This is a genomic window from Deinococcus roseus (assembly GCF_014646895.1).
Classification (GTDB): Bacteria; Deinococcota; Deinococci; order Deinococcales; family Deinococcaceae; genus Deinococcus_C; species Deinococcus_C roseus.
In genome coordinates this window covers 1-24,320 of sequence record NZ_BMOD01000036.1, presented here as the reverse complement: position 1 = coordinate 24,320, position 24,320 = coordinate 1, and the positions used below count along the sequence as shown (strand labels likewise).

Below are 24,320 nucleotides of genomic sequence, written 5' to 3'. Positions count from 1 at the left end.
TGTGGCTTTGAGGGGATGGTTTTAAGGGGCCCGGATCAGGATGACGGGAAAATTGTCTCCTTCCTGTTCTTGCAGACCTTGCTTGCAGAAGTAACTGGCCTGCTGTTCCAGCACCTCAAAAACCCGGTGCTGGTCGCTGAACCGCAGAAAATCCTCGGTGAGGCGCAAAACAATCCCTCTGGCCGGGTGGGCGGCAGGGTCCATGAGTGTGACATCAATGGTGTGGCGGCCTCCTCCGGTGCCGGTCACCTTGTATGGAAAGCCTTGCTGCGTCACGTGCTGCTGGGTGTGGGCCTGCAGTTGACCGATGGTGTGCTGAGAGAATTCCATGCCTTCATGGTAAAAAATCTGACCACAGAATTCTGTTCAATTTGAAACACAGGCCCCAAAACGCGCAATCCCTCCCACTGTTGCAGGCAGGGGAGGGATCAAGGAGAGGTACGGAGCCTCGTTTGGAGGTGCAGAATCAGAAGTTCAATTCGTCCCATCTATCAATCCAGAACGGTCTTAATCCAGAACAGTTTTCAGGAAGACAGGTTGTTTTTCGGGGGTTCTGGTGGCAGGTGTGGTCAGGCGGTCAATCAAGAGCACCAGGCCAAGGAGCAGGCTTCCGCAGACCAGACCGATTCCCAGTGAAAGTACGAACAGCATGTGTGCCTCCTTTTCCTTGATGCGAAGAGATGGGTGTTTGACTCTTGCGTCGGGGTCATTTATTGACCTGCCTTAAGGTTACTCATGAAGACTGAAAATCCCCTGAAGACGCCTGAACCACTTCTGAACGTTGCTGAAGGTGTTCTGATGGACGGTGGTCTGGGCAACCCAACATGAAGATTCACATTTTGTACCCGGTTCAGACACTTGCGGCTTGAAAAGACCAGAGGTTTTTTTGCTGTCTGGAATGTGAACGACTGCGGTGTGTGGAATGTGGAGGTGTGGGTGTTGACATTGCTGAAAATTCTGCGTATACTTTCTGTCGCTGCGCAAGAAAAGGCACAGCACGAAATGGGTTGTTAGCTCAGTCGGTAGAGCAAGTGACTTTTAATCACTGGGTCGTAGGTTCGAGCCCTACACAACCCACCACAGAAACCCCCGTCCTGGACGGGGGTTCTTGCTTTTGTCATTAGGTCTAATCTTGCAACAAAAGACCCAAATACAACAATCTTGCAACAATGGTATACCAATCTAGCTTCCATCCACGACGTTGAATTGTATTAAATACTAAACGCTTTGTGGTAGTATTCTGCTGTGACCTTACTTGATTTTATGACAAACCCTTGGGTTTCACTGACTGGTTGGTTAGTAGGCTTTATATCTCTGGGAGTTACTATATACGCTTATCACACCACCAAGAGATTCAAGGCTATAGTATATAGCATAGATTCTTTGAATATTATTAGTAAAGAAATAGGAAACTTTGCGAATATTCAGGTTCTTATGAACGGAGAAAATATACAAAGTCTAAAAATTATTAATGTCAATTTCGTTGTCATAGGGAGAGATGCTATAAGAAAAAACGATATTAGAAAAAACGACCCCTTTAGGGTTGTTTTGAAGAATGGAATTTTGTACGATTTGGGATTTGAAGACAATAATCTGGGTATTAATCCTATCAGGCAGAATAAATCTATCATCATTGATTTTAGCGACTTAGATCAAGGAGATAGCTTTACTATTTCCTTGCTGTGTAATGAAGAATCCTTGGAGAGTGATATTCAGGTAGAGGGTAAAATATTGGAGTGTAAAATAATTGAAAAACGCAAAGAAAATATTAACGATGTTATAGATGTAGTATTAGATTCTAGTGATTATCTAATGCCTAATTATATCAGATTTATATATAGGATTATATCTCATTACAAGAAATAGTTTAATTGACTCTTATTAAGCCTTTTATAGAATTTGTGGCAGTAGTAATGCTATTTTCGGCAGTATTCAGCGTCCTGTTTGCTTTGGCCAGCTCCCGAGTGATAAAAACGGCCCCCAAGATGTTGGCCAGTCCCACAACAATGAACCCTGTGACCATGATGCTCTCTGCCCTGCTCAGCTTCTTTTTCATTTCACCACGCATTCCATTTCTGGGTGTGCAGCTCAGGGTGCCTTCTGGCGATCCCCAGCACCCGGTCTGTGTAAACGTAAGCCGTACACCCGCACTCTGAAGCCCACACCGATAGGGGATAGGTGCCGCACGGACGGCTACACCCGTCCTGCAGGTAAGTGGAAAATCCCCCTGGCCCCATGCCATACATGCGGAGGGTGTTTTTCAGGCTGTTCTTTGCTGCAGACTGGCCATGCCTGAGTTGCTTCATGTATTTGATGCCTGCCCTGACCGCAGCATCCAAGCTCTGGGGCGGATAGTATTCGCCTACACTCTTGCAAGCAATGGCGGTCATCTGGAGCGGTCCTATGGCTCCTGCGCGGTTGGGAGTCAGGTCTGTTGAAGGGTGCTCAGCAAACACATGGCCCAAAAGAAAATCCAGAGGGTAGCTTTCTTCATGGGCCACCACAGCCAGAGACACAGCCAGCTTTCTGCGTTCCAGGGCGTTCAATTTGCAGCCCTCTTTCTTCAAGGCTGCATCTGTCGCATCTATCAAAGCAAAACGGTCCCAGGACACTGCAGGGGTGGTGTCTGCAACGTCCAGATCTGCAGGGGCTTTCTTGGATGCCTGTTTTGCTTTGACCTTCTTCACGGTACGGACGGCAGCAGGTGTGCAGGCACTGGTGAGAAGCAGCAGGCCCACAATCACTAGCACCGTTTTTACCTTTGGTCTTTCCATCCCGAATCCTCGTTTCCGTGCATGGAACGGATCTTTTGCATGCTGTGCCTGTTCTTGGTTTCCCAGCCACCCCGTTTGAAATACACAAAGGCGTTCAGATCGTCCAGGGTGGCCTGCATGCCTTTTGCAGACCCATAGAAATGATTCAGCACCAGGCCTGCAGGAAGGGGCAGTTTCAGCACCACATGGGGCAGGTCCACCGGATCCGGGACCACATGCCCAGTGCTGTCATATGCGCCTGGCAGGATCATGTTTCTGGTACCTCCTCGATCTTCAGGCAGACTGCACGGAAGCCCCGCACATCTGCAGTCGGAAAGATGCACGCCTGAAACTGGATCATCCCTGTGAGGGGTGTTGCCAGCATGCTTGCTGCAGCAGTCTGCATGGCCTGAATGCTCAAATCCACCTGCTGCAGTTCATGGTCCAGAGGCACAGAACCGATGTTCTCTTCAGTGTCATCTTTGCGGAGCAGGAAAATGTTGAAGGTGTGTCGGTACATCATGGCCCCCTGGTGAAGTTGACATCAATGACAAAAGTCACCGTGTTGGATGCAGTTTTGATCAGTGGCGTGGTCCATTTGAAAATGAATCCACTGGCTATATTTGCACTGGTGATGATGTTCGACCCGAGCACCATTTCCCGCATGGTCATGTTTGCCTGTGCAGTCGTGAGGGCAATCCGCTTGGTGATCTTGCGGGAGTTGCCCACATAGGTATCTGTGGTGCCGTGGTTGTAACCCACAGAGCTGAAGAACCATGTGCCCACCTGGTTGGCAGTTGGCAAAGCAATATCAGTGGCATGAAAAGCCACTTTGAAACTGCCAGAGGTTGTCAGCAATTCTTGAAACAGGGTTGCAATCCCTGTGGATGTGGCCCAAAAACCACCGTTCCCGCTTTGTGTGCCCAATCCCGTCAAATCAAAACTGACTGCACCCAAGGTGTTGGGCAGGGTGAGGGTCAAAATGTGGGTCAGTTTCAACTGCTTCCCACTGGCCACTGCAATGGTGGTTGGGTTGTTGCTGCCGTCCCTAAAAAGCTCTCTGATGGACAGTGAACCTGTGGCTGCTTTTGCCAAACCCCATTCTGTGAGGTTGTAGCTGGCAACAAAATTGATGACCCTGACCTGTGTGATGGTGGCTTTGTAGTAGCCGTTGATAGCGTCATAACTGTAGACTTCGCTCTGCTCTGATTGGAAGCCGCCTGTGTCTCCCTGAATCACCACCTGATTGGTCAGGGTGGTTTGACCCACTGCTGGAGCGGTGGAACCTGTGCCCACTGCAAAGTAGGTGCGCCACTGGCCCCAATTGAGGTAGGTCATGCTGCCTGACGTGCCTGATACTGAAGAAGTAGAGCCGAAAGCCTCTAAACCACTGTCCAGGATCATGTTGTGCTGCTCATGGACGTGCTCGACAAGTCCAGTCTGCAGGTCAATCACTTCAAAGATGGCCCGACCTGACAGACCCACATTGATGGGGATGGTTATGTCCATGTGCCTCCTGCAATTGTTCCCGTGACGGTCAGGGTGTCGCCTGCCGTGTACCCAATTCCTGGGGAGTCCCAGAGGCCTGTTGCAGGACTGCCCGAAACAGCCATGCTGTCTGCTGCACTGTAGGGAATCACCAAAGAATCCCAGAGGCCTGTTGCTGGGCCACCTGCGATGCTCAGGGTGTCTGCTGCAGAGAAGGCATAGTTTGCAATGTTCCAGAGGCCTGTTGCTGGGCCACCGGAGAAGGTGAGCAGATCACCTGCAGCGAAGGCATAACCTACGGTGTCCCAGTCACCAGAGGCTGCAGCAGTCACACTTAAGGTGTCCTCTGCACGGTAAGGGTAAAGCGGGCTGACAAAGCGCACTTCTGCACCTTTGTGGTCATGCAGCAGGATCCGGGACATGTAAGGGTAAGCAGCCACCTGATCCAGAAAAGCAGGAAGCTGCAGGGTGCTGACCTGCGTTTGGTCCTGGTAGGTGTTGCGCTGGTGGCTGACCTGCAGGTGCAGGCGTTCCAGGTCCAGGCAGTACAACAACACGTCACTGTCAGGGGTGAAGTAATGCAGGTGCGCGTCCATCAACAAGACCGGATCCAGACCATCCACCTGCTGGTAAGTGTACTGGTGACTGACAGGGTTCCACTGACGGACGTGAATCACCTGATCCAGTTCATAGGCAAGCACCGGACGGGCTGCCTGGTCAAAGGCAAGTGAAATGTGCCTGGCCCGATTTGGGAGGACAGGCAGGGGTTCGTCTGGTTCCACTTCTTGGAAGTCAGAGCCTTGTTTTTGCTGCAGGATCAGGCCGCGTTTGCGGTCCCAGGTGATGCGCCAGATGGCCCCGAAAAGCTCCTGATAGGTTCCGTTTCCCACTGTTGCCAGGGTGAGCGGCCCCCAACACCTTGCATCTTCAAGGACGTTCCAGGGGCCTGCTGAATAGAGCTTGATTTTGAATTCCAGCATGGCCCATCCCCTTACTGCACCAGCACCTGGTACTTGATTTCATCCTCAGGGGTGACAGGTTCCAGCATCATGCCTTTGAGGTAGCAAGACACATTGATGGTGGTTCCGGGCAGCAGCACATGGGGTTTCCCGGGCATGCCTTGCTGGTCCAGCAGAATGACCCGGATGGGGTTGTCTCCCATGTTGCTGTAGTAACCCCGGCTGATCAGGCGGTTCTGGTTGTCTGACTCAAACTGCAGGGTCTGTCTGGTGGTCGCAGGTGTTTCGTAGGTGTCATAGATCAGGGGCAACTGGGTGAGGTTCCGGGCACCATACCGGGTTCCTGCAGGGGTGGTGTCTACAGGAATCACCCCATATTCCTGTTCCAGAATGCGTGAAGTTCGGGCAGCAGCACCGTACACCGCTTTGATGGCCTGCATGGTCTCCTGAAACGAGCACTTCAGGGTGTGCTCGAATTCAGGAATGCGTGCCAGAAGCTGCTGTAAGCCAGGGAACATCAGGCAGCCTCTTTCACATCAGGACGCACGCCAGTCTGGGCCATGAACCGTTCCAGCACCACCGTGTTTCGTTCAATGGCCTGGGTGTTGCGCTCAATGATGGGGCCAAGTTTGGAGACACTTTGCACCATGAACCACGCCACCAGACCAAAGGCCCCGAATTTTTGCAGGAGGTCAATGTATTCCATTATTTGCTGCCTCCACAGTTGCCACCGCAGCCACAGGGCTTTTTGCCTGCATCCTTGGGCACCAGATGGTAGCCCAGTGCGAAGCCTGCAGCAGACACCAGAAGCCACACGGCACTTTGCCCGATCCCCTGATAAAAGCCTTGTCTGACCAGTTCTTTGGGCTTCTCCATGTTTACTTCTTGCCTTTCTTTTCACCGAACAGGACAGACACACCGACACCCAGCAGGGCTACCCCACCGATCCCGAGGATCCAGGGCATGTATTGCTGCAGGGCTGCAGAAGCAGGCTTGTTGGTGCTGGTGGTCCCGCTGGGGCTTCCAGAGGTGCTGGTGCTGCCAGAGCCACCCGTCAGAGGGAACAGCTCATCAGCGGTGGGAATGTGTAAGTTCCCCCCGACACTGACCCCGAAATCAGAGCCTGTACCGCTGCTGCCTCCGATCAGGGTGCCTGTCCCACTGGTGCTGCCAGAGCCTCCCAGCGTCCAGTGAACGCCAAAGTCCTGGGTTTTGTTGGCAGTGGCCTGATTTTTGAGGTCATCCACGCTGTAAAAAGGCTGCAGTTGGTTTGTCACAGAGAATTCTTGGGACATTTCAGACTCCTTAGGAGAGGTAGACCGGAGGTTTGCCCCCGGTGAGGCTGTAGGAACCGCCGCCATTCAGAAACTGACTGAGCAGGCCAGAACTGGAGGTGCTGCCTGCAGCACTGGTGGCGGCAGAAGTGCCTTCACCACCGGGCACAGGGTTCACTTTGGGAATGTCCACACCAAGGGCCTTGAGGTTGCCGATCAGGTTCATCTGAAGGCTGTCCAGCTCTGACATTTTGGTCAGCAGTGGACGTTTCAGGTCAGCTTTCCTTTTGCGCCATTCGTCATCCAGGATCTTGTCGTAGCCTTCTGAAAGGTCGCGTTTGGTGCCGCATGCAGGTCTGAAAATCCAAGTGGTGTTTGCTTCGCAGTCAGACACATGACGGGATTTGATGGCTTCCACCAGCTCCTGAGGCACAGACTGACCATCAATGTTGTTGCACTGGTCAATCAGGCGTTTCAGTTCGTTCTGGCATTGATTAAGTTGCTGCTTCAGCTCAAAAATTTTGTCGTTTTTGCGCTGCAAGGCTTCCCGCTCGTTCTGTTCCTGAATTTTGCGCAGGATCTCAGCCTGAATGTCTGCAGGCTTGTCTGAGAGGGTGTAGCTGCCCTGTGCAGGATTCGAGAATCCAGGGTTGGCGGTCATGATGGGGTTGCTTGCACTGCCAGGTGCTCCAGCGGTTGGAGAGGTGGCCACGTTTCCTGCAGGAGAGACCTGCACCCCTGCTGGTGATCCTGCAGGTTTGTGGAGGGCTTTGTAGGCGAGGAAGCCCACACCTCCCAGAGCAGCCACACCGGAAAGGGTGAGCAGGATGGTCATTGTTGTGTCGTTTTTGCCCATGTCACCAGTCCTTTAGGATGGGAGTGAAAGCCCAGTTTTCCCCGATGTATTCGGTGTTGACCGTTCCTGTGTCTTTGAGTTGGCTGATCGGGTAGCCCGTGCTGATCCCCACCGTGACTCTGGGCAGATCTGGGTTTGCATGGTCAGGAATCAAAACCCCACCGATGGGTTTCTTGTATTGCCCTTGCAAGAGGACACGCCAGGCGGCGTACCCTCCTGCACCCAGCACCCCAAGGAACAGGGTGATCCCGAGGAGCTTTTTGGTTTTCATCAGTCCTGCACCAGTTTGAAAGCGACCAGTCCAGCAGCCAGCACACCCACCCCGATCAGGCCATACATGACGTATTTCTCGTTGGCTTTGGCCTGAATTTTGTCGTGTTCAATCTGGGCTTGAGCAGCAGCCTGTGCTGCAGAGGCTTGCGCATTTGCTTGAGCAATGGCGGTCTGATCAGGGAACAGACCTTTTGCCACGGTGGGAACAATGCCGATCAGAGCGCCCAACAGGTCCATGAAAAACCTCCTTAGAAGCCGCCGCGCAGAATCTCTTCAGCCTTGGCGTTCAGGGCTTGAGCGTCCAGCACTTTGATGGGTTGGGTAAAGGCATTCAGGGCCAACTCGTGGCCTGCTTCTACAGACCACTCAATGGGCACTGGAGACTTCACGTTGATGAACAGCCGCCAGTCCTCAGGCAGGATGAACACGTCACGGCTGCCCAGGACCACAGCACTGCGGATGTTGGTTTGGTCCACTTCATGCAGCTTGCGAAGAGGTGCATCAAAGATCTTCAGACCGATGGCATCTGATCCTGCAGGACGCTGTGCAGAAATGGTCAGGGTGCCTTTGCTGGTCAGGTAGTAAACCTTGATGCGGTTGGTCCCGGCCAGTTTGGTGATGTTGACCGATTCATCGTCGTAGTCAATGTTCAGAACGTTGGTTTGCGTCCAGGTGGTGCCGCCGTTGCTGGAGATGTAGGCCCGGATGTCAGGGTGATTCTGTGCAGGCAGGGTGGGTGCAGGTCTGGTGCTCTTGCTGAAAGCACCTCCCTGAGGAGCCAGCTCCACGGTGTGAACCACATCTGAATCTGTGGCAATGGCAAATTCGTACTTGGCCATGATGTACATGGTGAAAGGAATCTGCCCTTTCAGAGCGTACAAGTGGCCTTTGGGCACTTCCAGGTAGGCGATGGGGGAGAGGATGCCCGTCTGCTGTGTGCCAACCTTAAAATCAGGTTGGGTGAACACAGTGGAGCGACTGGCTCCGAGGGCCAAAGCAATGTTCAGAAGGTTTGGAAACATGTTTCAGTCGCTCCTTAGTTGAGTTCTTGTGCCATGATCTCGAAGTAGCTGTTGTTCCAGTTGATGGCAGTGGTGGAAATCAGGCTGATCACCAGCATTTCCCCTTCCCGCAGGGTGATCCCAGGAACGTTGAGGTCTGCAGCAGCCACCAGTTGGGTCTTGTAGTCGTCATTGCGCTGTTGGTCGGTGCTGAGTTGCCTCCAGGGGCTGTAAGGGAGAGCACGCAGGTTGGTTTCAAACTCGTCTGCAGGACCAAGCACTCCGAAGACCAGCTTGCTGCCCCCGGGAATTTTGTTATTTGACACATCTTTCAGTTCGGTGATGAAGTGAACGCCTTTTGCAATGCCGTTTTTCAGTTCGGTGGCGTTGGGAATGGTGATGGTGCTGCCTTTGGGCACTTTGTAGCGGAAGATTTCAGTGCGCACATTGGCAATGTTGGCGGTGAGGGTGACGACATCTGAGCTGTTTTCGCTGGAAATGGTGATGTTGCGGGATCTGGCCATGTGGGTTTGCTCCTTTACCTGAGGGCAGGGAAGAATTCTTGAATGAAGTGGGCAGCCGCAACGGAAGCAGCACCCAGACAGCCGTACTGCAGCAGACCGGACTTGTCAGGGACATACTCAATGCACGCCACTGCACCGACCATGATTCCCAGGCGCAACAGTTGGCGGTTGGTGCCCAGTTTTGCGTCAATGGTGCTGGTGGCCTTTCCAGCAGAGTCTGCGCGGTAATAGACCACGTTCCCGCTGGAGTCACGGGAAGCCACCCCGAACATGGCCCGGTTGCTGGTGTAGGCGGTCTTTTCGACTGCAGCACCGATCACAGCACCCACTGCAGTTGCAGAGAGGCGAGGATCCTGCAGGAGACCCATGATGTTTCCATCCGGTTTGGAGAGCAGTTGATTCTGGTTGATCATGGTGTTACCTCACTTTTTCTTTCCTGCACGCACTTCCCATTTGCCTGTGCTGGGCCTCTGGAAATAAATCACGCTGTTGTGGGTCTTTCTGGCCTTGTCTGCTGCACTTTTGGCGGCTGCTTTGCTGTCGTGTTCACTGAGCTTCATGTCTCACCACCTCACACGGCTCTGAGTTCTTCAAAAAACCTGGTGTTGTCTGGTCTGCGTCGGACGACACCCATCCGGTTATGAAGTCGGTCAATCACGATGTACTCCGGTCCTGCCCTGTCTTTGATGGGCATGGCCAGCAGGCCCGGATCCGGGATGGAAGCAGAAAGCGTGGCTTCGATGTGCTTGCGGTTGTTCACTTCCGTGGTGGGGAAGATGGCCCAGATGTTGACGGCATTCAGCACCATCTGGTGAATGGTGTAGACGCTGGTGGAGGCAATTTTCTGGAAGGCAAAGACCATGTGAATGCCGTATTTGCGGCTCTCGGTGCAGAGAATGTTGGCCTCAAGGCTGTACATCATCTTGTTGAAGAAGGTGGGCGTTTCATCGGTTACGAACAGCACCCTGCACCCGTCTGCTTCGTATTCGCCCAGTTCAAAAATGGCCTGATACAAGGCACTCAGGAAAGGTTTCAGGGGTTGCCCAAAGTTGGGCACCTCAAAGTGAACAGAGCCGTAGTGCTGGATCAGGGCTTTCAGGGCCTCTGGGGTGTAGGTGGCCTTGAGGCGGTCCTTGTTGAAGCGTTCCTTGTGGGCACAGAATTCACTGAACTCTTTTGAGGTGTTCAGCACCACCAGAAAGAGGTATTTGGGGGTGGGGTTCTGGTAGGACTTGATCAGTTCCCGCACGTAATGGGACTTGCCAGATCCCATCTGCCCGATGCAGGCAAAGACCGGGGATTGACCGCCTGCCATTACTCCTGCACCTCTTCAGGTTCTGCAGGTTCTGGCTCTGGGGCCAAAAGGATCACCCGCTCTCTGATCACCACAGGAGGATGGATCAGAGACAGCACACCAAAGCAAGCCAGGGTGCTGAGCAAAATGAATTCCCAGCGCTTCATAACCTGCACCCAGAGCTGACAGATTCAAAGTCAATCAGGCCATACCGAGCAAAGAACACTTTGGGGTTCTCGAAGTAGGTCTGAACGTTGCTTTTGAGGATCTGCAGGGAGCCGCTGCCGTTCCAGTACGTGGGGGTGGGCAGCTTTTTCTTGATGATGTCCAGGTGCAGATGGGCAGCAAAGGCTGTTCCGTTGTAGCCCTTGCCGATGGTGCCCAGTTGTTCCCCGGCCTGCAGCTCCTGCCCAACAGCACACTGGATGTCTTTCAGGTGGGCGTAACGGCTCCAGCGGTCCAGGTGGGGGTGCCACACAATGACGATGTTTCCCCACAGTGGGCCATTGTTGCGCACGATCTCAGAGACCACCCCATCAGAGATGCACCCTACAGGCATTCCCAGATCGGAGTCACCTCCGCCAGCACCGTTGAGATCCCAACCTGTGTGAAAGCCCTGTCCACCAATGGGATAGCAGGGGGTGCCTTGCTGGGCGAGATAAACGGTGTCCACCAAAAACTTGGTGATCAGGCCCCGTTTGAGGCGTTTGGGATCTTTGACGGGATGCACGATTTTAGGCATGTTCAGAACGCTCCTAACGGCTCGGGAAATTCGAGGCATGACCGAGGGCGAGTTGGTCAAGGTCCACACCATTGCTGCTGCCCCCGTCAGGAGCAGGATTTTCTGCTGTTTTCTGGTAAGGGGTTGCATACTGTCTCCTGGTGGAAGCAATGAAGTAACCGAGAACGCCGAGACCTCCCACCAGACGCACCCAGTCCGGTACACCGCTGACCATGCCACCTGCTGCGCCTGCCGTTTTCGCCAGCACTTCATTCAGGCCGATCATGTCCAGGGCAAGATGCAGAATTTCGTTCTCCATCAGGTCTTTCTGGTACGCCTTCTTCACGCTGTCGTGCAGGCCCATAGAGGAGAACTGGGCAATGCGTTTCAGCAGTTCATCGTTGGAGAGGGGTTTGATCTCCAGAGGCGGCTTTTCTTCTTTGTCTTCTGGTGCTGGGTTTGGATTTGCCTGCGCCTGAAAGTCGTCCAGGTCTGGTGCAGGTGCGTCCTCTGCAGGAAGCTGAACGTTTAAATCCCGCTCATCCATGACGACCCCTGAGGGTGAGGGCAGCCGCCCCGCAGAGCAGCGCACCACCCGCCACCAGCAGAGGCGCAAAAGGCAGTTTCAAGCTGCGCTTTGGTCCTGCTGGAGAAGTGCCAAGCACTGAAGCAGAGGAAGCCCTTTCACCACTGGCAGCTTTCTGCTCAGAAAGCACCAGCAGGGTGATGGGGTCCAGGTCCGTGATGGGCACGCCTGCATCTGCACCAGAGATTTGGGAAGAAGGGGGTGCAGATGAGGGCATGACCACAGGAGAGGACGCAGGAGAAGAAGCCGGTTCGGTGCCTCCGAAAGATCCACCCGTGACAGGGGCATCAGAGGACTTTTTGAGCCGTTCAAGGTTCATGATTGACCTCTGCGGCGTGGGTCGCTTTTCACGTACTCGTGGGCCTGTCTGGTGGCTTTGTAGGCATGCCTGACGTGCTCCCGAGCACCTGAAATGTGCCCTTTGGTTTCGGAATACACCTCTTTGGTGGCATCGGTGATGTCATATCCCCAACCGCGAATCTGGCGGATCAGCAGGGGAGAAACCACAATGATGGCAGCCAAAGCCCAGAGGCTTGAAGGATTGTTGAAGGCATCCTTTGCCACTTCAGTGGCGGTCACAGTGCGGGTGGGGTTGGTGGCTCCAGGGGTGCCTTGAGGAACCATCTGCACAATGGCCCCATCTATGAACTGCTTGGCATTGCTGATCGGGCCAGTGATTTGACCCCTCAGATCTTCCAGTTCTTTTTTCTGCTGCAGGGCCATGCCCACAGGAATCAGGCCCAGAATGATGGGCACAATTCGCACCAGCCAGGTCCAGATCAGGGCACCCATTTACTTCACCACCTTGATCCAGAACCAGAACGTTTTGTCTTTCTCGTCCCAGCCTTTGCGGGGCCTGAATTTTCCAGCCACAAAGTTGGACCTGGGCATCTTGATGTGGGGGTTCTGTTCTTCCAGAGCTGGAATGATCACCTTTCCCCAGAAGTCCCAAGTTCCGCCATTGTTGGCAATGAATTTCAGCAGCCAGGTCAGGGCTGCATTTTTGGCTTTCAGTTCGATTCGATAGTCACCAGGCGCGAGCGAATTTAACGGGGTGTCCAGACTCAAGTGCTTTTCGTCCTGTGCCATTGCTCCAGTGTGGTTTGCAAGCTTTGCAACAACAATTCCAGCATGTGAGTCCAACACGTCATTCCAAGTTGAAAATCCAAGGTGGAAAATATTTTAGTGGGACGGTAAAATCATGCTGTTGTTGGGAAAATCCTTTGCACCTGGAGATGGGTTATGGCAACCGAGATTTGGACCGATGAAGAACTGGACGCGGCTGTAGGTGCATACGTTGAAATGTTGAATCAGGAAAAAGAGGGAAAGCCTTATGTAAAAATGGATTACAACAGGTCGCTTGTCGGTGGTCCAATTGCCAACAGAAGCAGAAAATCCATCGAATGGAGAATGCAAAATATATCTGCTGTTTTGGTAGAAATGGGTCAGGATCGTATTGTTGGGTATAAACCAGCAAGACACGTCACAGGTCAGATCAAAGACAAAATCATTGGCTTTCTCAACAAGAGGGGGATTTTCAATCAAGAGGAAATGCAGCCTGTTGCAGACCAGCAGCACCTTTACCAGAGGGTGACTGCGCTTCGACAGAAGAAGTTTGCGCAGCAGCCATTGGGTCAGCAGGTGCCTAAAACAGTGCAGGCCCAAAGAACTCTTTACGTGCGAGATCCAAAAGTTGTGGCCTGGGTGCTGGAGCAGGCAAAGGGACACTGTGAGCTTTGTGGTTCTGCAGCTCCATTCTTGACGGCTGAGGGCCTGCCTTTTCTTGAAGTGCATCACGTCAAAGGTCTTGCCGAGGGAGGCCCAGACACAACAGAAAACGCAGTGGCCCTATGCCCAAATTGCCACAGGCTTTGCCACTACGCAGCCAATAAAAAAGAGGCTGTAAGCAAGCTCTTGCAAAATGTCGCTCGGCTTCAGCCTTTCTGATTGTGGAGAAGGTCGGTTGGTGGGTTAAACCCTGCCAGAGATCCTGACTGCAGCCTCAAAAATGCATTCCAGTTTTGCAATCACAGCAGCCCCCACGGCAGGAGAGAGCTTGACCCGGGACATTACCCCTGCATCTGCCAGCAGGGTGAACTTTGCCAAGCTGCCAATTTCTGACAGGATGGCTTTCGCTGCCTTCTGGTTTCCCAGCAAGGCAGTCAGGATGTCCTGATCTGACAGGTCTTCTGCACGAATGGGGTTTTTCTTGCGGCTCATTTTGGCTGCCAGGGTTTTGGCGTTGGCAGAGACTGCCAGCGGGCTGCTTTTTGACGGCGTGGGTTCATGGGATGGTTTGATTGCCGTTCCAGACATGGTTTTTTCTCCTCCTCGTAGAATGCGTTTTAAGGTGCCTTGAGATTGATTCAGGTATCAGAAGTAGGGGGCAAATTCGTGCAGGATGAGCCGCAAGCTGTCCCGGTGTCGTTTGCTGTCAGCTTGATGGCCCTCACAGGCAAGATGACCACCAGTTGCCCATAGCCTGCTGCTTCTTTTTCAATCAGGATCAGGTTTTCAGAGCCGTTCCCGAAAGCTTCGTCTTCGGTGGCCACCCGTGCCCAGGGGATAGGCTGAGGTTTCAGGGGTTGAAAGGTGATCACCTCTATCACCTGATCTCCTGCAGGGGTGGCAATGGTGCGGTGTTCGACCTGACCGGGCAGGCACAGCCGGGTGTCCAAGGGGTATTCCATCAGGGCTTCACAGAACTGACCAATGGTGAGGTGGGGCTGATCTGTCATTTCTTGGCTCCTTTTCTTTTGGCGGGTTTCCTGCGGGGCTGGATCCCGCTGTGTGGTTTGGGAGCCTGTGCCCTGCGTTCGGCGTTCTTTTTGCGGGTTGCTGCTGCACGCTTGGCTTTGTCTGAAAGGTGGCCCGCTTTCATCAAGCGGCGCTCCATGTCCTGCAGGGCCTGGCGCTTCTCTTCTTCCAGGATCCCGTGAGCAATGTCTGCTTCCAGTTCTTTCAGGGCCTGCAGGGTGAGGTCTCCGGTTTTCACGGCTGCACGGGCAGCAGGGTAAACCACCCGTGCAGAACTGGGGATGTCATACCCGTATTCATTGGTCTGGTGCTTCACGTACACGCGCACCAGGTCGCCGTCCATGTGGCGTTCCTCAACGGTTTCACCTTTGTGGCGCTTGAGGGACATGGAAACGTCTGGATGCGGGTTTTGTACGAAGCGGCCTGTTGTCGGGTCTTTCCAGCGCGTGATCAAAACCTCTACACGGATCAGTTTTTCTTTTGATGTCTTGGACACCTTTTTAGCCGTCTTGGATTGACGTGATGGCGTTGCGGCTTGTTGCTTTTTCACAGCAGGTTCATCCCCATGATCTGTTCAACTTCATGCGGGAGGTCTTTTCTGTCGGGTTGGGTGTGCGTGCTGGTGGGTTTCAGCACCAGATCCAGCTTCTCTGCAAGCACCTGAGACAAGCTGACCCCTCGGGTTGCTGCCTCGGCTGAAATGCTGTCGTAGTGCTCAACGCTGACACCAATGGGTTTTGTTTTCATTGCACTTCCTCCTGTGGTGGGTGGTCGGGGTGGGATGTTTCAGCATCAGCAGAGCCAAAAACCCCTGCTGGAGTTCTGAGCTGGTCTATCACCTTTGTGGTGGGACAGGGGAGACCTTTGGCAAGGCGGGTCACATGGAACCAAACCGCGTCATAGATGTACTGATTGACCAGAGCGCTTGCCAGCTCGTCAGGAGTCACACCCAAAGCGGCACAGAAGCCTTCAAACTCTCTGGCCCGTTCTGGGTCTGTGAAGCTCAGAGTCACATTCATGTTTTGACCTCCCGGTTAAAGGGCAGAGTCTTCAGGTCCAGACCTGACCGCCGCAGTTCCTTTTTCAGACAGGTCATGAAGTAAGCAGGAAGGCTCCTGACGCTGCCCCCAGTCCATGCCTTCTGTGCTTTGCGGTAGATGCGGCCCAACTCTGCCTCAGAGATCCATTGCAGGGCTTTGTAGTAAGCCACCCGTGCAATCTGGGGCTGTTCATCTCCCAGGTTGACTGCCAGGGCACCCGCCATGTCCCACAATTCGGGATTTTTTGCCGCCAGCCGCGCCGCCCCCAGATCTGGCTTCGATTGACTTAAGTCGTCACCCAGCGTTTTGAGTTTCTGCTCTGCTTTCAGGTAGTTTTCCACAACAGGGGAAAATGCAAGAACGCTGTGTGGATCACCACCCTCAAAATTTTTCAGGCACTTGTCCACAAGATCCACAACCCCTTCTTTTTCTTTTAAGGATTTTGAGGGTAGTGATTTTGTCCTCTCGTTTTGAGAGTTACCGTCTGAGACAAAAAAATCAGGGACAAGCAAGGTTCCCATGTCCAGCGGTTGGGAATTCAGGTGTTCCTGCAGCTCATGGATCATTGGAGGGTCGTACAGGGCCACTGTGAAGCGTGTACCCACGTTCACGCGGCTGAGGTTCTTGATGGCCTGTACTTTCTGGGTTCGCAGGAAGAGGTAGGCCAGCGGGTGTTTCAGGGTGCGGTAGAAGGTGGCCCGGGACAAGCCCAGTTCCGAGATGAAACCTGTCCCGTGTTCGTTCTCTGCCACTGTGAAATAGCCCTCTCTGGTCTGGGTGGGTTCACCTGCGGCATTGAGCTGCAGAAAGCACCTGGCACGCAGACCCTCAACAATGCGGATCAGGTTCCTGCCCTGAGCACCGGAGAGCCGCCGTCCGGCAACAGAGGAAGTGGAAACAGAAGTCAGGACCAGCACCCATGCAGGCGTGACCTCACGCCGCAGTTTGCCCAACTGACCCCCGACTGCGTGATACCCAAAGATCTGGGGCTGCTTGGTGATGGGTGGACGCGCAGACATCGGGATGGGCTGGGCACGCACGGACGCACGGGGCTTGCCAAAAAGGGTAGAGAGCATGTCCTTGATGGATGCAGCACGCTGCACGTCATCTTTCAGGCGCACGTATTGAGGGGTGAGGGTCAGCAGATCCTGACCCATGTCCAGGGCTTTAGAGACCTGCTGGGCCTGCAGGCGCAAGTGGTCCTTGCGGCTTTGCACATCCTGCAGGCTCATCCCGGATGGACTGGTGCGCTGGACCGTCACAGAAGCACCTGTGAGAAGTCACACAATCTGAAACCGGCTTTTTTTGGGTCAGGCATGCAGCCACCTATGGGAACGGACCAGCAGACGTGAATGCAAACGCATGAGGTGCGCGAGGGTTTGCCCCCCGCGCCTCAAGAGTTCAGGATCATTTTTGTAAGGCTTGCAGAGACTCACCACACTGAGTTCCAGATCCTTCAGGGAATTCAGGTCTTGGTGCTCTGCGTACAGTCTTCCGTTGCTTTCCGCCAGGCGTAGATGTTCAAGGGTTTGAGAGCGGGTCAGCATGCTGGATCAGGTTCCCTTCCCAGTGCGGGTGAGCAGAACCAACCGACCATCTGCAACGCTGAAATATTCGATCTGGGCGTTCTCTGCTTCAAGGAAGGAAGCCAGAGCCTGCAGGTTGTGGTTGTTGATCAGGGTCTTGTGGTCCAAAAGGCCAAGGTAGAATTCTTTGCCACTGGCAAGGGGCTGGACGGCATGGCGTGGGTGCATCCCGCACTGAAAGAAAACCTTGACCACAGCCTGCCCAAAAGGGGAAAGGGCTTCAAAGCGTTCTCGGGTTTGCCCCGCTGGTGTGTCGCTGCCGATCTGTTCAGAGAGGGCCTGGTCAAAAGCAGCTTGATTCAGAGGCATCAAATCACCTCTTCTGTAGAGGCCCACTGGACCAGCACAGCACGCTTGAAGAGGATCTTTCCTGAACCTTCTTCATTGCGAATCACCCCAGGCAGAGATCCAGCGTTGGCCATGCCACGCACACGGGCTTCACTGATCCCCAGAAGCTCTGCAGCTTCTTCCACAGTGATGAGCAGTTTTCCCTCTGGAATCTGCACAGACTCTTTCACAGCCTGGGTGATGCTCTGCACCAGTTGCTGGACCAGAAGGCTGTTGGCAGGGATACCGACGTACAGAACTTCTTCTTGGTTCATACCACTCCTTTGTGTTTAGCAGAACGCAGAATGCTATGGATCGCTAAACATCGGGTGTAAAAGGAAATCCCTTTGTCCACTGAGGCCCAAAGGGGGTAGTACGCCAGAAAATGGCTATCAGGCGTATATCTGATGTTTAGTATTCCATAGCATTACCACAAAGTCAAACAAAATTTAGCGAGAAGTGACAAAACCCGATGAATTTTATCTAGAAATCTACAATAATCTAAGGAGTGCTTTACATGCCGATTGACAATAGAGATGCAGAGTGGGTTTTGAGGCGCAAAATGCGGGAAGCAGACACAAATGCTTCTGCCCTTAGCCTGCATATCGGAAAATCCCGCACCTGGGCACATGTCCAGCTTTTTAAAGACCCTCTGGGAACCCTTTGGAGCATGAGCTATAAAGAACCAGAGGCACTGGATCTCTTTGCCCAAAAATTGGGGTACAGAAACCGATATGACCTGCTGATTGATTTGGACCTGATTACCAAAGCAGATTTAAAAGCCTTACAGGACTGGATGGAACTGCCCAAGCGCACAGCGGCTTTCCCGCTCAACCCCCTTGCTGAACCTGCAAATCTCACTGTGAAAATTCCGATCTATGGCACTGTTGGCGCAGGTCTGAAAAAGATCCATGCTAATGACCACCCTGAAGAGTATGTGGAATTCGACATGCGAGAACTGCCCAAAGCCATTGATGTGGCGAAGCTGTTCATTCTGGTGGTCAACGGGGATAGCATGTCAGATGACTATGTTTCTCGCCAGATCCCACACGGGAGCAAGATTCTGGTGGAAAGTGACGCTGTTCCCACGGACGGGAAAATTGTGGTGGCCTGGATTCCTGAGCTTGAAACAGGGGTAGTTAAGCAATACTTCGCCAAAGGGGAGAATACGCTGCTGCGGTCCTATAAGGTCGGTGGGCCAACCTTCTGGGCTTCCCAGTACCCTGACATGGTGCTGGAAGGGGTTGTGCGGCGGGTGATCTGGGAGCCGTAACTTTACAATTTTTTTATAAATAAGTGATTTCCCTTAGAAAACGACACAGTTTTTTGATAATTTTTACCATAATCTGCAGGTTTTAGACCTCCAAATCGGATAAACTTGCCTAAGAACACCAATGCACTTTAGGAATCACCTTTTGAGGCGCTCATAACCCAAGCGAGATGTGTCCAGGAGACAGCATTAGTTCGCTCATAAAACCTGTGTGGTCAGAGAGGGAGTGGAGATGACTCTAGTAAATGCCGAGCCTAGAAAGAAATTCTTTACAGAAATGCTTACAAGAGATATAGATCTCAAAGATGCAATATTAGATCTCTTGGATAATTGTATAGATGGTGCTTTAAGAGCTTCGGAATCACTTCAAATTAACGCTCAGGTTCAACAAGGTGATAGTGAAGTTGTTCTTGTGGGCAATACTGCGGAGATTGATCCAGTCTCCCCATATAGTGATAGGTGGGCAGAAATATCAATCAATGAGACGGAGTTTGTAATTAGAGATAATTGTGGTGGTATACCAAGAGATATAGCTATCAACTATGCCTTTAGAATGGGAAGATCTGAAGAAATGCAAGAAACTGAAACTGTTAAATCGGTCGGAGTTTATGGCATTGGAATGAAAAGAGCCGTATTTAAAATGGGTAGGAACGTAGAAGTAATATCCAAAAATGCTGAAGATTTTTATCGAGTTTGTATACCACCTGCATGGATGTCCTCTGGTGATTGGAGTCTAGAGTTAGAGGATTTACCAAATGCAGATTTGTTTACTGGAAATACACTAGTTTATGTAAATGATTTGCACGAAGAAATTATAGATTTGTTTAATAATACTGATTTTATTGATGATTTAAAAACTACTATCTCTACACACTACAGTGTAATTATTTCAAAGGGATTTGAAATACGTTTTATTTATAATGAAGAACTTGAAATAATCGTAGCGCGTGAAATTAAGATCTCGTACAAATCGCCATCTACCGAAGATCCGGTTTCAAGTATTTTGCCATATATAGTAACGGGAAAAACTGAAAATGTAGACTACTCTATAATTGTTGGATTCTATGCTCCGCCTCCTGGTATAGAAGAAGACGAAGGCGAAGACCAGCCAAATTGGCGTAATATTAGAAAATCGGAATATGCTGGATGGACCATTATTTGTAACGATAGAGTAGTGATCTATAATGATAAGTCAATTATTACAGGTTGGGGAGAAGCTATGGTGCCTACATATCATAATCAATTCAGAGCAATTTCTGGTGTAGTAGAATTCTCGAGTAGAGATTTGAAAAAACTGCCTTGGACTACTACTAAAAGAGGCATAAACACAAATAGTAGGGTTTATTTGGAAGCTAAGAATTACATGAGAAATGGCATGAAGAAATTTACCGATTTTACTAACCACTGGAAACGTAACCAGGAAGAGGCTAGAAGTCTCTTTAAGGGACATCGTCCTACGGTTTATAAGGAAGTAATTAAAGAATTAAAGAAAGATACAGAAATATGGACTCGAAGTAGGCGTGATGACACTTTAAGATATGATATACCTCTTCCTAGACCGGAAGAAACAAATAAAATGATTGTTATTAGATTTAGTAAGCCTAAAGATTTATATAATGAGGTTAAGTATAAACTTTTTGAAGATGATCAAATATCTCCAAGTGCGCTTGGCGAATTCTGCTTTGACTATTTTTTGAAAGGAGATGAAGATGGGGGGAGGTAATGTGCCCTATGCTCTCAGGTTCCATAAAAATATAGATCGAGCATTATTCTACGACTGCTTGAGAATACTTGATAAATATCCCTCTGTGGATATAAAGAGTGCATGCTATATAGGATTTGGCAGTTATTCATTCGAAGACTTTAAAGAAATACATCAAAGATTTGGAATTAGTAATATGATATCTCTAGAATATGATGAAAATACATTTAGACGACAATTATTTAATTTACCATTACGATGCATTACATTATTTAATACTGACAGTTGGAATTTTATCAAGGAGTTTGATAATAATATAAACAATTTTTCTGGTAACCTAGTTATATGGTTAGATTATGCGACTCCTGCCCAGATCAACAATCAATTACTAGAAATTCAAGAACTCACTAAAAGTTTAAAAGATGGAGATATACTTAAAGTAACATTAAATGCAAATCCTGAAGCTTATGGAGGTGCGCCCTATGGTGGATATACTATAGATTTAGATGATCCAATCTCTCCAAAAATGACTCGTATGAATAAGTCTCAATTAAGAAAATTTTATCTTGAAAAATTTAAAGCTAAATGTACATCATTTTCTAGAAATATTTCTGGGCAAATAGATAATCCTGAGTATATGACTCTTGAAAATTTTCCTAAAGTACTCCTGCATTTGGTGGCGGTTGCTATAGATAAAAACTTAAAACAATCTAAAATTAAAAAACATAAAATATCTTCATTTATATACTCAGACTCTCAGCATCAGATGTTGACAATAACCTTTATATTTATAGAAAAACAAAGAGAGGTCGCATTTCTGGAAACTACAAAAATTGATGAATGGGAGTTTTATGACAATAGTGATCAGGGATATTTAAATTTGTCTATACCAATTCTCACGTTACCAGAGAAGATGCACATAGATAAGAGGATACATGAGTCTTCGGAGATTGAAAACATATTTGAGTTTTCTTTTGAAAGCCAAGCCTTATCCTCTAATCTGCTTGAGAATTATCTAAAACTATATAGATACTACCCCACTTTTTTGCGGGCCACTATATAATGAAAATTATTATAATACTTCGTTTAATTTTGACAATAAAAACTCAGAAACTATAGGGCTAACGCTATTGCCAATTTGTCTAAAGCTGTGCCATTTAGTTTCATGAAAAACAAACCAATCTGGAAAACCTTGTAACCTAGCACCTTCCCGAGGGGTAATTACCCTCGGGTATTTTGGATGGATGGGTCTCACAGCCTGGTAGCTGCCTTTATCGGATGCAGTGCCAGCGCGAAGAGTGATACAGAATCCGTCAGGGTCTAGTTTTTTGGATTTGGTGCTTGGGTCTATATCGCCATAAGACAATTTCTCATAGCGTTCAATGGCTAGAGCAGAGTGACGTGTTCCCTGGCACCCATAGACCAGCTCTTGAGAGGTGTACTTCTTGATGGCTTCTGGGTGTCCCACGCCCTTCGGAATCATGCCTTTCACCCGAAGGCCAAAAGGTGTATCAGGAATTTTGCTTTTCAGTTTACGCAGCCCATCTTCTTCGGTAAGCCAGAGTGGTTCAATCTCTTCTGGCAGGCCGACCAAGGCATCCTTAACTTTTACTGGCTGAACATCTGGACTTGGTTTGAAGTCTTCTGCAGAGAGGTTCCAATCCAGAGACTTCAAGTATCCGATGAAAAAAACGCGTGTTCGGATGGTGGGTGCTCCATAATCACTGGCTTTAACCTTGATGGGTTCCAGAAGGGTGTAGTGTTCTCGCACATAGTCCAAAGCATCTTCAAGAATGCCTTTGAACTTTTCATTCAGAAGACCTGGCACATTCTCTGCCACAAAGAACTGAGGGCGTGCCTCTGCCACAAGACGAAAGAAATCTTTGAACAGATTGTTTCTGGTGTCGTCAACATTGCGTTTGCCTATGGTGCTGAATCCCTGGCAAGGTGGCCCACCAATCAAACCATCCAATTCTCCAGGTTTAAGCCCGGACAGGCTCAAGAGTTGTGAGCCTGTCAATTCTGCAACACTGGTGGTGATGTGGGTGGTGTTGGGGAAATTTTTGATGTGGGTCTGAATTGCCTGAGGATCAATTTCTACGGCTGCCACAACCTCAAACCCTGCTCTGGCTGCCCCAAGACTAAGACCTCCTGCGCCAGCGAAGAGGTCTATAATCTTTTTGTTGGTAGGGGTTGAATTAGTAGGGGTTGGGTTAGGGGCGGGCATTATACTACGAATATACAGGTTTATCGACCGCGTGTCGACCGCTTGTCGATTTTCTTGCTTTAATTTAGAAAAAATGAGGTGTGGGACAGAAAATGTCAAAACGTGGTCATGGTGAAGGCACGATTGGAAAACGTCCGGACGGCACTTATTACGCTTCCCTGATGGTGGGCTATCAGAAGGATGGGAGGCCACTTCGTAAGTGGGTCTATGGCAAGACCCGCAAGGAAGTCCAGAACAAACTGGACCAATTGAAGGAACTGAAAAAACGTGGGGTCACAACAGACCTCACGTTTGCTGCGCTCATGGACAAGTGGCTGGACTTCAAAGCCTCCCAGGTCAGACCTTCCACCCTGGAGTCTTACCGGATGCTGCTGGAGCAATACGTCAAGCCTGAACTGGGAGACACCCGGCTGGACCGGCTGACTGCCCTGAGCCTGCAGGACTTTTACTCAAAGCTTCCTTCTCTGGCACAACAGAAAAAGGGCAGAGCATCAAAACCCTTATCTGCTCGGACATGCAAGTACGTTCACACGCTGATCAAGGGGATTCTGGATCAGGCTGTGCGTTGGGATCTGCTCTGGAGGAACGTGGCTGATCAGGTCATGCCACCCAAAGCAGAGAAGAAAGATGTGGAGTTCTGGGATGCAGAAGAAGCCATGCGCTTTCTGGCAGCCTGCAAAGAGCACAGGCTTTATCCCCTGTTCTATCTGGCCATCACCACAGGTTTGAGGCGTTCAGAGCTGCTGGGGGTCCGGTGGGAAGACATAGACTTTGCCAGAGGCTGGTTGAAGATCCGCCAGGCGGTCAAGCAAGGCATGCGTGGTGTGCCCACAGAGGTCAGCAGGCCCAAGACCCGGGCAGGGGAGAGGACCATTGCTCTGGGTGAAGACATGTTGGATCTGCTGAAGGCCATGCCCAGAGATCCAAGCGGCTGGGTGTTTGCTTCTGAGGCAGGCACGGTCATAGAACCCAGGAACCTCAACAGGGTGTTTTATGATCTGGTGGCAAAGGCCCAGGTGCGCAAGATCCGCTTGCATGACCTCAGGCACTCCTATGCTTCTCTGGCGATTCGCAGGGGCATCCATGTGAAGACCCTGGCAGAGCGTTTGGGCCACACAGATGTATCCTTTACCCTGAACACCTACGCCCATGTTTACGATGAACAGCGGCGTGCAGCAGGCTTGTCTCTGGCAGATCTGGTGCAGGAACCCATACAACAATCCGTACAACAATCTTCAGAAAAAACCGAGGAAAAGCCCGAAAGAACCGAGGAAGGAAAATCCAAAAAACGTTTTTTTGGACAATGAATTACGTTATTTAGCAAATTGAAAATCAGATTACGCCCGAGCTTTTAATCACTGGGTCGTAGGTTCGAGCCCTACACAACCCACCACAGAAACCCCCGTCCTGGACGGGGGTTCTTGCTTTTGGTGCTTTTCCCGCTGGTTCTGGGTTATCCTGAAGACTAGCATGCAAGAAATCAGTGATTTGTTAAACCGTTTTGTTAAAAGTGATTTTAAAGATGAAGCTACGCAGGATCAGGCCATTGCCCTCTGCATGGAAATCATTGAGGGATATTTTAAAAGCAAGGCAAAACTTTATAACTGAAGTTACGCACCGAGTGGGACAGGTGACTTGAACAGTTCTCTGAGGTTTCGAAGTTCTTCCCAGGCTGCTTGAAC

General features: G+C 50.7%; 41 protein-coding genes and 1 tRNA gene. 8 read left to right on the top strand and 34 right to left on the bottom strand.

Going from position 1 to position 24,320, the window contains the following annotated elements:
* Positions 1–21: 21 nt before the first annotated feature.
* Positions 22–330 (bottom strand): hypothetical protein, encoded by a 309-nt coding sequence (locus tag IEY52_RS24245; RefSeq protein ID WP_189008446.1) that lies wholly within the window; start codon positions 328–330, stop codon positions 22–24.
* Positions 331–507: 177 nt separating this feature from the next.
* Entirely contained in the window at positions 508–651 is a 144-nt protein-coding gene (locus IEY52_RS24240; protein ID WP_189008443.1) for a hypothetical protein, read from the bottom strand.
* Between the two features lie 353 nt (positions 652–1,004).
* On the opposite strand from IEY52_RS24240, the gene IEY52_RS24235 reads away from it, so the two are divergent.
* Positions 1,005–1,080 (top strand) — tRNA-Lys (locus tag IEY52_RS24235).
* A gap of 165 nt (positions 1,081–1,245) precedes the next feature.
* Complete coding sequence (locus IEY52_RS24230; RefSeq protein ID WP_189008440.1) at positions 1,246–1,866, top strand: hypothetical protein; 621 nt, start codon at positions 1,246–1,248, stop codon at positions 1,864–1,866.
* 191 nt (positions 1,867–2,057) lie between these two features.
* On the opposite strand, the gene IEY52_RS24225 is transcribed toward IEY52_RS24230, so the two are convergent.
* From IEY52_RS24225 to IEY52_RS24115, 23 genes are read right to left on the bottom strand one after another with little or no spacing between them, the layout of a single operon-like run.
* The gene (locus tag IEY52_RS24225) at positions 2,058–2,750 is read right to left on the bottom strand and encodes a hypothetical protein (RefSeq protein ID WP_189008436.1); all 693 of its coding nucleotides are present in this window, start codon (positions 2,748–2,750) and stop codon (positions 2,058–2,060) included.
* Between the two features lie 5 nt (positions 2,751–2,755).
* On the bottom strand, positions 2,756–3,025 hold the full coding sequence (locus IEY52_RS24220; RefSeq protein ID WP_189008432.1) for a hypothetical protein: 270 nt from the start codon (positions 3,023–3,025) through the stop codon (positions 2,756–2,758).
* Positions 3,022–3,276, bottom strand: a complete 255-nt coding sequence (locus tag IEY52_RS24215; RefSeq protein ID WP_189008429.1) for a hypothetical protein — start codon at positions 3,274–3,276, stop codon at positions 3,022–3,024. The genes IEY52_RS24220 and IEY52_RS24215 overlap by 4 nt, the downstream gene beginning before the upstream one ends.
* A complete protein-coding gene (locus IEY52_RS24210) occupies positions 3,273–4,262 on the bottom strand; it encodes a hypothetical protein (protein WP_189008427.1) in 990 nt (329 codons plus the stop codon). The genes IEY52_RS24215 and IEY52_RS24210 overlap by 4 nt, the downstream gene beginning before the upstream one ends.
* Positions 4,253–5,221 (bottom strand): hypothetical protein, encoded by a 969-nt coding sequence (locus IEY52_RS24205; RefSeq protein ID WP_189008424.1) that lies wholly within the window; start codon positions 5,219–5,221, stop codon positions 4,253–4,255. Before IEY52_RS24205 ends, IEY52_RS24210 begins: the two co-directional genes overlap by 10 nt.
* Before the next feature lie 11 nt (positions 5,222–5,232).
* Positions 5,233–5,718, bottom strand: a complete 486-nt coding sequence (locus IEY52_RS24200; RefSeq protein WP_189008421.1) for a hypothetical protein — start codon at positions 5,716–5,718, stop codon at positions 5,233–5,235.
* The gene (locus tag IEY52_RS24195; RefSeq protein ID WP_189008418.1) at positions 5,718–5,906 is read right to left on the bottom strand and encodes a hypothetical protein; all 189 of its coding nucleotides are present in this window, start codon (positions 5,904–5,906) and stop codon (positions 5,718–5,720) included. The genes IEY52_RS24200 and IEY52_RS24195 overlap by 1 nt, the downstream gene beginning before the upstream one ends.
* Complete coding sequence (locus IEY52_RS24190; RefSeq protein WP_189008415.1) at positions 5,906–6,076, bottom strand: hypothetical protein; 171 nt, start codon at positions 6,074–6,076, stop codon at positions 5,906–5,908. Before IEY52_RS24190 ends, IEY52_RS24195 begins: the two co-directional genes overlap by 1 nt.
* A 2-nt stretch (positions 6,077–6,078) precedes the next feature.
* The gene (locus tag IEY52_RS24185) at positions 6,079–6,495 is read right to left on the bottom strand and encodes a hypothetical protein (RefSeq protein WP_189008412.1); all 417 of its coding nucleotides are present in this window, start codon (positions 6,493–6,495) and stop codon (positions 6,079–6,081) included.
* Positions 6,496–6,505: 10 nt separating this feature from the next.
* Complete coding sequence (locus tag IEY52_RS24180) at positions 6,506–7,330, bottom strand: hypothetical protein (protein WP_189008409.1); 825 nt, start codon at positions 7,328–7,330, stop codon at positions 6,506–6,508.
* Between the two features lies 1 nt (position 7,331).
* The gene (locus IEY52_RS24175; protein WP_189008406.1) at positions 7,332–7,601 is read right to left on the bottom strand and encodes a hypothetical protein; all 270 of its coding nucleotides are present in this window, start codon (positions 7,599–7,601) and stop codon (positions 7,332–7,334) included.
* A complete protein-coding gene (locus IEY52_RS24170; RefSeq protein ID WP_189008403.1) occupies positions 7,601–7,840 on the bottom strand; it encodes a hypothetical protein in 240 nt (79 codons plus the stop codon). The genes IEY52_RS24175 and IEY52_RS24170 overlap by 1 nt, the downstream gene beginning before the upstream one ends.
* Positions 7,841–7,851: 11 nt before the next feature.
* Positions 7,852–8,625: a hypothetical protein gene (locus tag IEY52_RS24165; protein WP_189008399.1), complete on the bottom strand. Its 774-nt coding sequence runs from the start codon at positions 8,623–8,625 to the stop codon at positions 7,852–7,854.
* 14 nt (positions 8,626–8,639) lie between these two features.
* Positions 8,640–9,128, bottom strand: a complete 489-nt coding sequence (locus IEY52_RS24160) for a hypothetical protein (RefSeq protein WP_189008396.1) — start codon at positions 9,126–9,128, stop codon at positions 8,640–8,642.
* A 14-nt stretch (positions 9,129–9,142) separates the two neighbouring features.
* The gene (locus IEY52_RS24155) at positions 9,143–9,541 is read right to left on the bottom strand and encodes a hypothetical protein (RefSeq protein ID WP_189008393.1); all 399 of its coding nucleotides are present in this window, start codon (positions 9,539–9,541) and stop codon (positions 9,143–9,145) included.
* 9 nt (positions 9,542–9,550) lie between these two features.
* A complete protein-coding gene (locus IEY52_RS24150; protein WP_189008390.1) occupies positions 9,551–9,688 on the bottom strand; it encodes a hypothetical protein in 138 nt (45 codons plus the stop codon).
* A gap of 11 nt (positions 9,689–9,699) precedes the next feature.
* Positions 9,700–10,443, bottom strand: a complete 744-nt coding sequence (locus IEY52_RS24145) for a type IV secretory system conjugative DNA transfer family protein (protein WP_189008387.1) — start codon at positions 10,441–10,443, stop codon at positions 9,700–9,702.
* Positions 10,443–10,589 carry a hypothetical protein gene (locus tag IEY52_RS24140; protein ID WP_189008384.1) on the bottom strand — a complete coding sequence of 49 codons (147 nt, stop codon included), beginning with the start codon at positions 10,587–10,589 and terminating at the stop codon, positions 10,443–10,445. The genes IEY52_RS24145 and IEY52_RS24140 overlap by 1 nt, the downstream gene beginning before the upstream one ends.
* Positions 10,586–11,164, bottom strand: a complete 579-nt coding sequence (locus tag IEY52_RS24135; RefSeq protein WP_189008381.1) for a M23 family metallopeptidase — start codon at positions 11,162–11,164, stop codon at positions 10,586–10,588. Before IEY52_RS24135 ends, IEY52_RS24140 begins: the two co-directional genes overlap by 4 nt.
* Positions 11,165–11,177: 13 nt before the next feature.
* Positions 11,178–11,690 carry a hypothetical protein gene (locus tag IEY52_RS24130; protein ID WP_189008378.1) on the bottom strand — a complete coding sequence of 171 codons (513 nt, stop codon included), beginning with the start codon at positions 11,688–11,690 and terminating at the stop codon, positions 11,178–11,180.
* Positions 11,683–12,048: a hypothetical protein gene (locus tag IEY52_RS24125; RefSeq protein WP_189008375.1), complete on the bottom strand. Its 366-nt coding sequence runs from the start codon at positions 12,046–12,048 to the stop codon at positions 11,683–11,685. The genes IEY52_RS24130 and IEY52_RS24125 overlap by 8 nt, the downstream gene beginning before the upstream one ends.
* Positions 12,045–12,521: a hypothetical protein gene (locus IEY52_RS24120; RefSeq protein WP_189008372.1), complete on the bottom strand. Its 477-nt coding sequence runs from the start codon at positions 12,519–12,521 to the stop codon at positions 12,045–12,047. The genes IEY52_RS24125 and IEY52_RS24120 overlap by 4 nt, the downstream gene beginning before the upstream one ends.
* Positions 12,522–12,818: a hypothetical protein gene (locus tag IEY52_RS24115; protein WP_189008369.1), complete on the bottom strand. Its 297-nt coding sequence runs from the start codon at positions 12,816–12,818 to the stop codon at positions 12,522–12,524.
* A 153-nt stretch (positions 12,819–12,971) separates the two neighbouring features.
* Here IEY52_RS24115 and IEY52_RS24110 point away from each other — a divergent pair, with 153 nt between their 5' ends.
* Positions 12,972–13,676 carry an HNH endonuclease gene (locus IEY52_RS24110; RefSeq protein WP_189008366.1) on the top strand — a complete coding sequence of 235 codons (705 nt, stop codon included), beginning with the start codon at positions 12,972–12,974 and terminating at the stop codon, positions 13,674–13,676.
* Positions 13,677–13,700: 24 nt separating this feature from the next.
* Here the strand turns inward: IEY52_RS24110 and IEY52_RS24105 are convergent, their stop codons facing one another.
* The 8 genes from IEY52_RS24105 to IEY52_RS24070 form a co-directional block, all read right to left on the bottom strand.
* Complete coding sequence (locus IEY52_RS24105) at positions 13,701–14,045, bottom strand: hypothetical protein (RefSeq protein ID WP_189008363.1); 345 nt, start codon at positions 14,043–14,045, stop codon at positions 13,701–13,703.
* A 50-nt stretch (positions 14,046–14,095) separates the two neighbouring features.
* Positions 14,096–14,467 (bottom strand): hypothetical protein, encoded by a 372-nt coding sequence (locus IEY52_RS24100; RefSeq protein WP_189008360.1) that lies wholly within the window; start codon positions 14,465–14,467, stop codon positions 14,096–14,098.
* Complete coding sequence (locus IEY52_RS24095) at positions 14,464–14,982, bottom strand: hypothetical protein (protein ID WP_189008357.1); 519 nt, start codon at positions 14,980–14,982, stop codon at positions 14,464–14,466. The genes IEY52_RS24100 and IEY52_RS24095 overlap by 4 nt, the downstream gene beginning before the upstream one ends.
* 50 nt (positions 14,983–15,032) lie before the next feature.
* On the bottom strand, positions 15,033–15,233 hold the full coding sequence (locus IEY52_RS24090; RefSeq protein WP_189008354.1) for a hypothetical protein: 201 nt from the start codon (positions 15,231–15,233) through the stop codon (positions 15,033–15,035).
* Positions 15,230–15,505, bottom strand: coding sequence for a hypothetical protein (locus IEY52_RS24085; RefSeq protein WP_189008351.1), 276 nt, complete (start codon positions 15,503–15,505; stop codon positions 15,230–15,232). The genes IEY52_RS24090 and IEY52_RS24085 overlap by 4 nt, the downstream gene beginning before the upstream one ends.
* Positions 15,502–16,788, bottom strand: coding sequence for a hypothetical protein (locus IEY52_RS24080; protein WP_189008348.1), 1,287 nt, complete (start codon positions 16,786–16,788; stop codon positions 15,502–15,504). Before IEY52_RS24080 ends, IEY52_RS24085 begins: the two co-directional genes overlap by 4 nt.
* 291 nt (positions 16,789–17,079) lie before the next feature.
* On the bottom strand, positions 17,080–17,421 hold the full coding sequence (locus tag IEY52_RS24075; protein WP_189008345.1) for a hypothetical protein: 342 nt from the start codon (positions 17,419–17,421) through the stop codon (positions 17,080–17,082).
* Positions 17,421–17,714 (bottom strand): helix-turn-helix domain-containing protein, encoded by a 294-nt coding sequence (locus tag IEY52_RS24070; RefSeq protein ID WP_189008342.1) that lies wholly within the window; start codon positions 17,712–17,714, stop codon positions 17,421–17,423. The genes IEY52_RS24075 and IEY52_RS24070 overlap by 1 nt, the downstream gene beginning before the upstream one ends.
* Before the next feature lie 242 nt (positions 17,715–17,956).
* On the opposite strand from IEY52_RS24070, the gene IEY52_RS24065 reads away from it, so the two are divergent.
* The 3 genes from IEY52_RS24065 (at position 17,957) to IEY52_RS24055 (ending at position 21,474) form a co-directional block, all read left to right on the top strand.
* Entirely contained in the window at positions 17,957–18,712 is a 756-nt protein-coding gene (locus tag IEY52_RS24065; RefSeq protein ID WP_189008339.1) for a LexA family protein, read from the top strand.
* Between the two features lie 229 nt (positions 18,713–18,941).
* A complete protein-coding gene (locus tag IEY52_RS24060) occupies positions 18,942–20,432 on the top strand; it encodes an ATP-binding protein (protein WP_189008336.1) in 1,491 nt (496 codons plus the stop codon).
* On the top strand, positions 20,419–21,474 hold the full coding sequence (locus tag IEY52_RS24055; protein WP_189008333.1) for an O-methyltransferase: 1,056 nt from the start codon (positions 20,419–20,421) through the stop codon (positions 21,472–21,474). Before IEY52_RS24060 ends, IEY52_RS24055 begins: the two co-directional genes overlap by 14 nt.
* A 9-nt stretch (positions 21,475–21,483) precedes the next feature.
* Here IEY52_RS24055 and IEY52_RS24050 read toward each other — a convergent pair whose 3' ends face one another.
* Positions 21,484–22,638, bottom strand: coding sequence for a DNA cytosine methyltransferase (locus IEY52_RS24050; protein WP_189008329.1), 1,155 nt, complete (start codon positions 22,636–22,638; stop codon positions 21,484–21,486).
* Positions 22,639–22,730: 92 nt separating this feature from the next.
* Here IEY52_RS24050 and IEY52_RS24045 point away from each other — a divergent pair, with 92 nt between their 5' ends.
* Together IEY52_RS24045 and IEY52_RS24040 are read left to right on the top strand one after the other, a co-directional pair.
* On the top strand, positions 22,731–23,945 hold the full coding sequence (locus IEY52_RS24045) for a tyrosine-type recombinase/integrase (protein ID WP_189008326.1): 1,215 nt from the start codon (positions 22,731–22,733) through the stop codon (positions 23,943–23,945).
* A gap of 163 nt (positions 23,946–24,108) precedes the next feature.
* On the top strand, positions 24,109–24,246 hold the full coding sequence (locus IEY52_RS24040; protein ID WP_189008323.1) for a hypothetical protein: 138 nt from the start codon (positions 24,109–24,111) through the stop codon (positions 24,244–24,246).
* Positions 24,247–24,320 lie beyond the last annotated feature (74 nt).

What these genes read in the sequence shown, in the direction of transcription:
- IEY52_RS24170 (WP_189008403.1), bottom strand. Translation starts at nt 7,840, where the DNA reads ATGGACCTGTTGGGCGCTCTGATCGGCATTGTTCCCACCGTGGCAAAA.
- IEY52_RS24180 (WP_189008409.1), bottom strand. Translation starts at nt 7,330, where the DNA reads ATGGGCAAAAACGACACAACAATGACCATCCTGCTCACCCTTTCCGGT.
- IEY52_RS24240 (WP_189008443.1), bottom strand. Translation starts at nt 651, where the DNA reads ATGCTGTTCGTACTTTCACTGGGAATCGGTCTGGTCTGCGGAAGCCTG.
- IEY52_RS24185 (WP_189008412.1), bottom strand. Translation starts at nt 6,495, where the DNA reads ATGTCCCAAGAATTCTCTGTGACAAACCAACTGCAGCCTTTTTACAGC.
- IEY52_RS24110 (WP_189008366.1), top strand. Translation starts at nt 12,972, where the DNA reads ATGGCAACCGAGATTTGGACCGATGAAGAACTGGACGCGGCTGTAGGT.
- IEY52_RS24135 (WP_189008381.1), bottom strand. Translation starts at nt 11,164, where the DNA reads ATGCCTAAAATCGTGCATCCCGTCAAAGATCCCAAACGCCTCAAACGG.
- IEY52_RS24040 (WP_189008323.1), top strand. Translation starts at nt 24,109, where the DNA reads ATGCAAGAAATCAGTGATTTGTTAAACCGTTTTGTTAAAAGTGATTTT.
- IEY52_RS24075 (WP_189008345.1), bottom strand. Translation starts at nt 17,421, where the DNA reads ATGCCTCTGAATCAAGCTGCTTTTGACCAGGCCCTCTCTGAACAGATC.
- IEY52_RS24125 (WP_189008375.1), bottom strand. Translation starts at nt 12,048, where the DNA reads ATGAACCTTGAACGGCTCAAAAAGTCCTCTGATGCCCCTGTCACGGGT.
- IEY52_RS24055 (WP_189008333.1), top strand. Translation starts at nt 20,419, where the DNA reads ATGGGGGGAGGTAATGTGCCCTATGCTCTCAGGTTCCATAAAAATATA.
- IEY52_RS24045 (WP_189008326.1), top strand. Translation starts at nt 22,731, where the DNA reads ATGTCAAAACGTGGTCATGGTGAAGGCACGATTGGAAAACGTCCGGAC.
- IEY52_RS24205 (WP_189008424.1), bottom strand. Translation starts at nt 5,221, where the DNA reads ATGCTGGAATTCAAAATCAAGCTCTATTCAGCAGGCCCCTGGAACGTC.
- IEY52_RS24115 (WP_189008369.1), bottom strand. Translation starts at nt 12,818, where the DNA reads ATGGCACAGGACGAAAAGCACTTGAGTCTGGACACCCCGTTAAATTCG.
- IEY52_RS24090 (WP_189008354.1), bottom strand. Translation starts at nt 15,233, where the DNA reads ATGAAAACAAAACCCATTGGTGTCAGCGTTGAGCACTACGACAGCATT.
- IEY52_RS24150 (WP_189008390.1), bottom strand. Translation starts at nt 9,688, where the DNA reads ATGAAGCTCAGTGAACACGACAGCAAAGCAGCCGCCAAAAGTGCAGCA.
- IEY52_RS24070 (WP_189008342.1), bottom strand. Translation starts at nt 17,714, where the DNA reads ATGAACCAAGAAGAAGTTCTGTACGTCGGTATCCCTGCCAACAGCCTT.
- IEY52_RS24200 (WP_189008421.1), bottom strand. Translation starts at nt 5,718, where the DNA reads ATGTTCCCTGGCTTACAGCAGCTTCTGGCACGCATTCCTGAATTCGAG.
- IEY52_RS24085 (WP_189008351.1), bottom strand. Translation starts at nt 15,505, where the DNA reads ATGAATGTGACTCTGAGCTTCACAGACCCAGAACGGGCCAGAGAGTTT.
- IEY52_RS24210 (WP_189008427.1), bottom strand. Translation starts at nt 4,262, where the DNA reads ATGGACATAACCATCCCCATCAATGTGGGTCTGTCAGGTCGGGCCATC.
- IEY52_RS24160 (WP_189008396.1), bottom strand. Translation starts at nt 9,128, where the DNA reads ATGGCCAGATCCCGCAACATCACCATTTCCAGCGAAAACAGCTCAGAT.
- IEY52_RS24060 (WP_189008336.1), top strand. Translation starts at nt 18,942, where the DNA reads ATGACTCTAGTAAATGCCGAGCCTAGAAAGAAATTCTTTACAGAAATG.
- IEY52_RS24120 (WP_189008372.1), bottom strand. Translation starts at nt 12,521, where the DNA reads ATGGGTGCCCTGATCTGGACCTGGCTGGTGCGAATTGTGCCCATCATT.
- IEY52_RS24130 (WP_189008378.1), bottom strand. Translation starts at nt 11,690, where the DNA reads ATGGATGAGCGGGATTTAAACGTTCAGCTTCCTGCAGAGGACGCACCT.
- IEY52_RS24190 (WP_189008415.1), bottom strand. Translation starts at nt 6,076, where the DNA reads ATGGAGAAGCCCAAAGAACTGGTCAGACAAGGCTTTTATCAGGGGATC.
- IEY52_RS24195 (WP_189008418.1), bottom strand. Translation starts at nt 5,906, where the DNA reads ATGGAATACATTGACCTCCTGCAAAAATTCGGGGCCTTTGGTCTGGTG.
- IEY52_RS24155 (WP_189008393.1), bottom strand. Translation starts at nt 9,541, where the DNA reads ATGATCAACCAGAATCAACTGCTCTCCAAACCGGATGGAAACATCATG.
- IEY52_RS24065 (WP_189008339.1), top strand. Translation starts at nt 17,957, where the DNA reads ATGCCGATTGACAATAGAGATGCAGAGTGGGTTTTGAGGCGCAAAATG.
- IEY52_RS24175 (WP_189008406.1), bottom strand. Translation starts at nt 7,601, where the DNA reads ATGAAAACCAAAAAGCTCCTCGGGATCACCCTGTTCCTTGGGGTGCTG.
- IEY52_RS24245 (WP_189008446.1), bottom strand. Translation starts at nt 330, where the DNA reads ATGGAATTCTCTCAGCACACCATCGGTCAACTGCAGGCCCACACCCAG.
- IEY52_RS24145 (WP_189008387.1), bottom strand. Translation starts at nt 10,443, where the DNA reads ATGGCAGGCGGTCAATCCCCGGTCTTTGCCTGCATCGGGCAGATGGGA.
- IEY52_RS24050 (WP_189008329.1), bottom strand. Translation starts at nt 22,638, where the DNA reads ATGCCCGCCCCTAACCCAACCCCTACTAATTCAACCCCTACCAACAAA.
- IEY52_RS24140 (WP_189008384.1), bottom strand. Translation starts at nt 10,589, where the DNA reads ATGAAGCGCTGGGAATTCATTTTGCTCAGCACCCTGGCTTGCTTTGGT.
- IEY52_RS24165 (WP_189008399.1), bottom strand. Translation starts at nt 8,625, where the DNA reads ATGTTTCCAAACCTTCTGAACATTGCTTTGGCCCTCGGAGCCAGTCGC.
- IEY52_RS24105 (WP_189008363.1), bottom strand. Translation starts at nt 14,045, where the DNA reads ATGTCTGGAACGGCAATCAAACCATCCCATGAACCCACGCCGTCAAAA.
- IEY52_RS24215 (WP_189008429.1), bottom strand. Translation starts at nt 3,276, where the DNA reads ATGATGTACCGACACACCTTCAACATTTTCCTGCTCCGCAAAGATGAC.
- IEY52_RS24100 (WP_189008360.1), bottom strand. Translation starts at nt 14,467, where the DNA reads ATGACAGATCAGCCCCACCTCACCATTGGTCAGTTCTGTGAAGCCCTG.
- IEY52_RS24220 (WP_189008432.1), bottom strand. Translation starts at nt 3,025, where the DNA reads ATGATCCTGCCAGGCGCATATGACAGCACTGGGCATGTGGTCCCGGAT.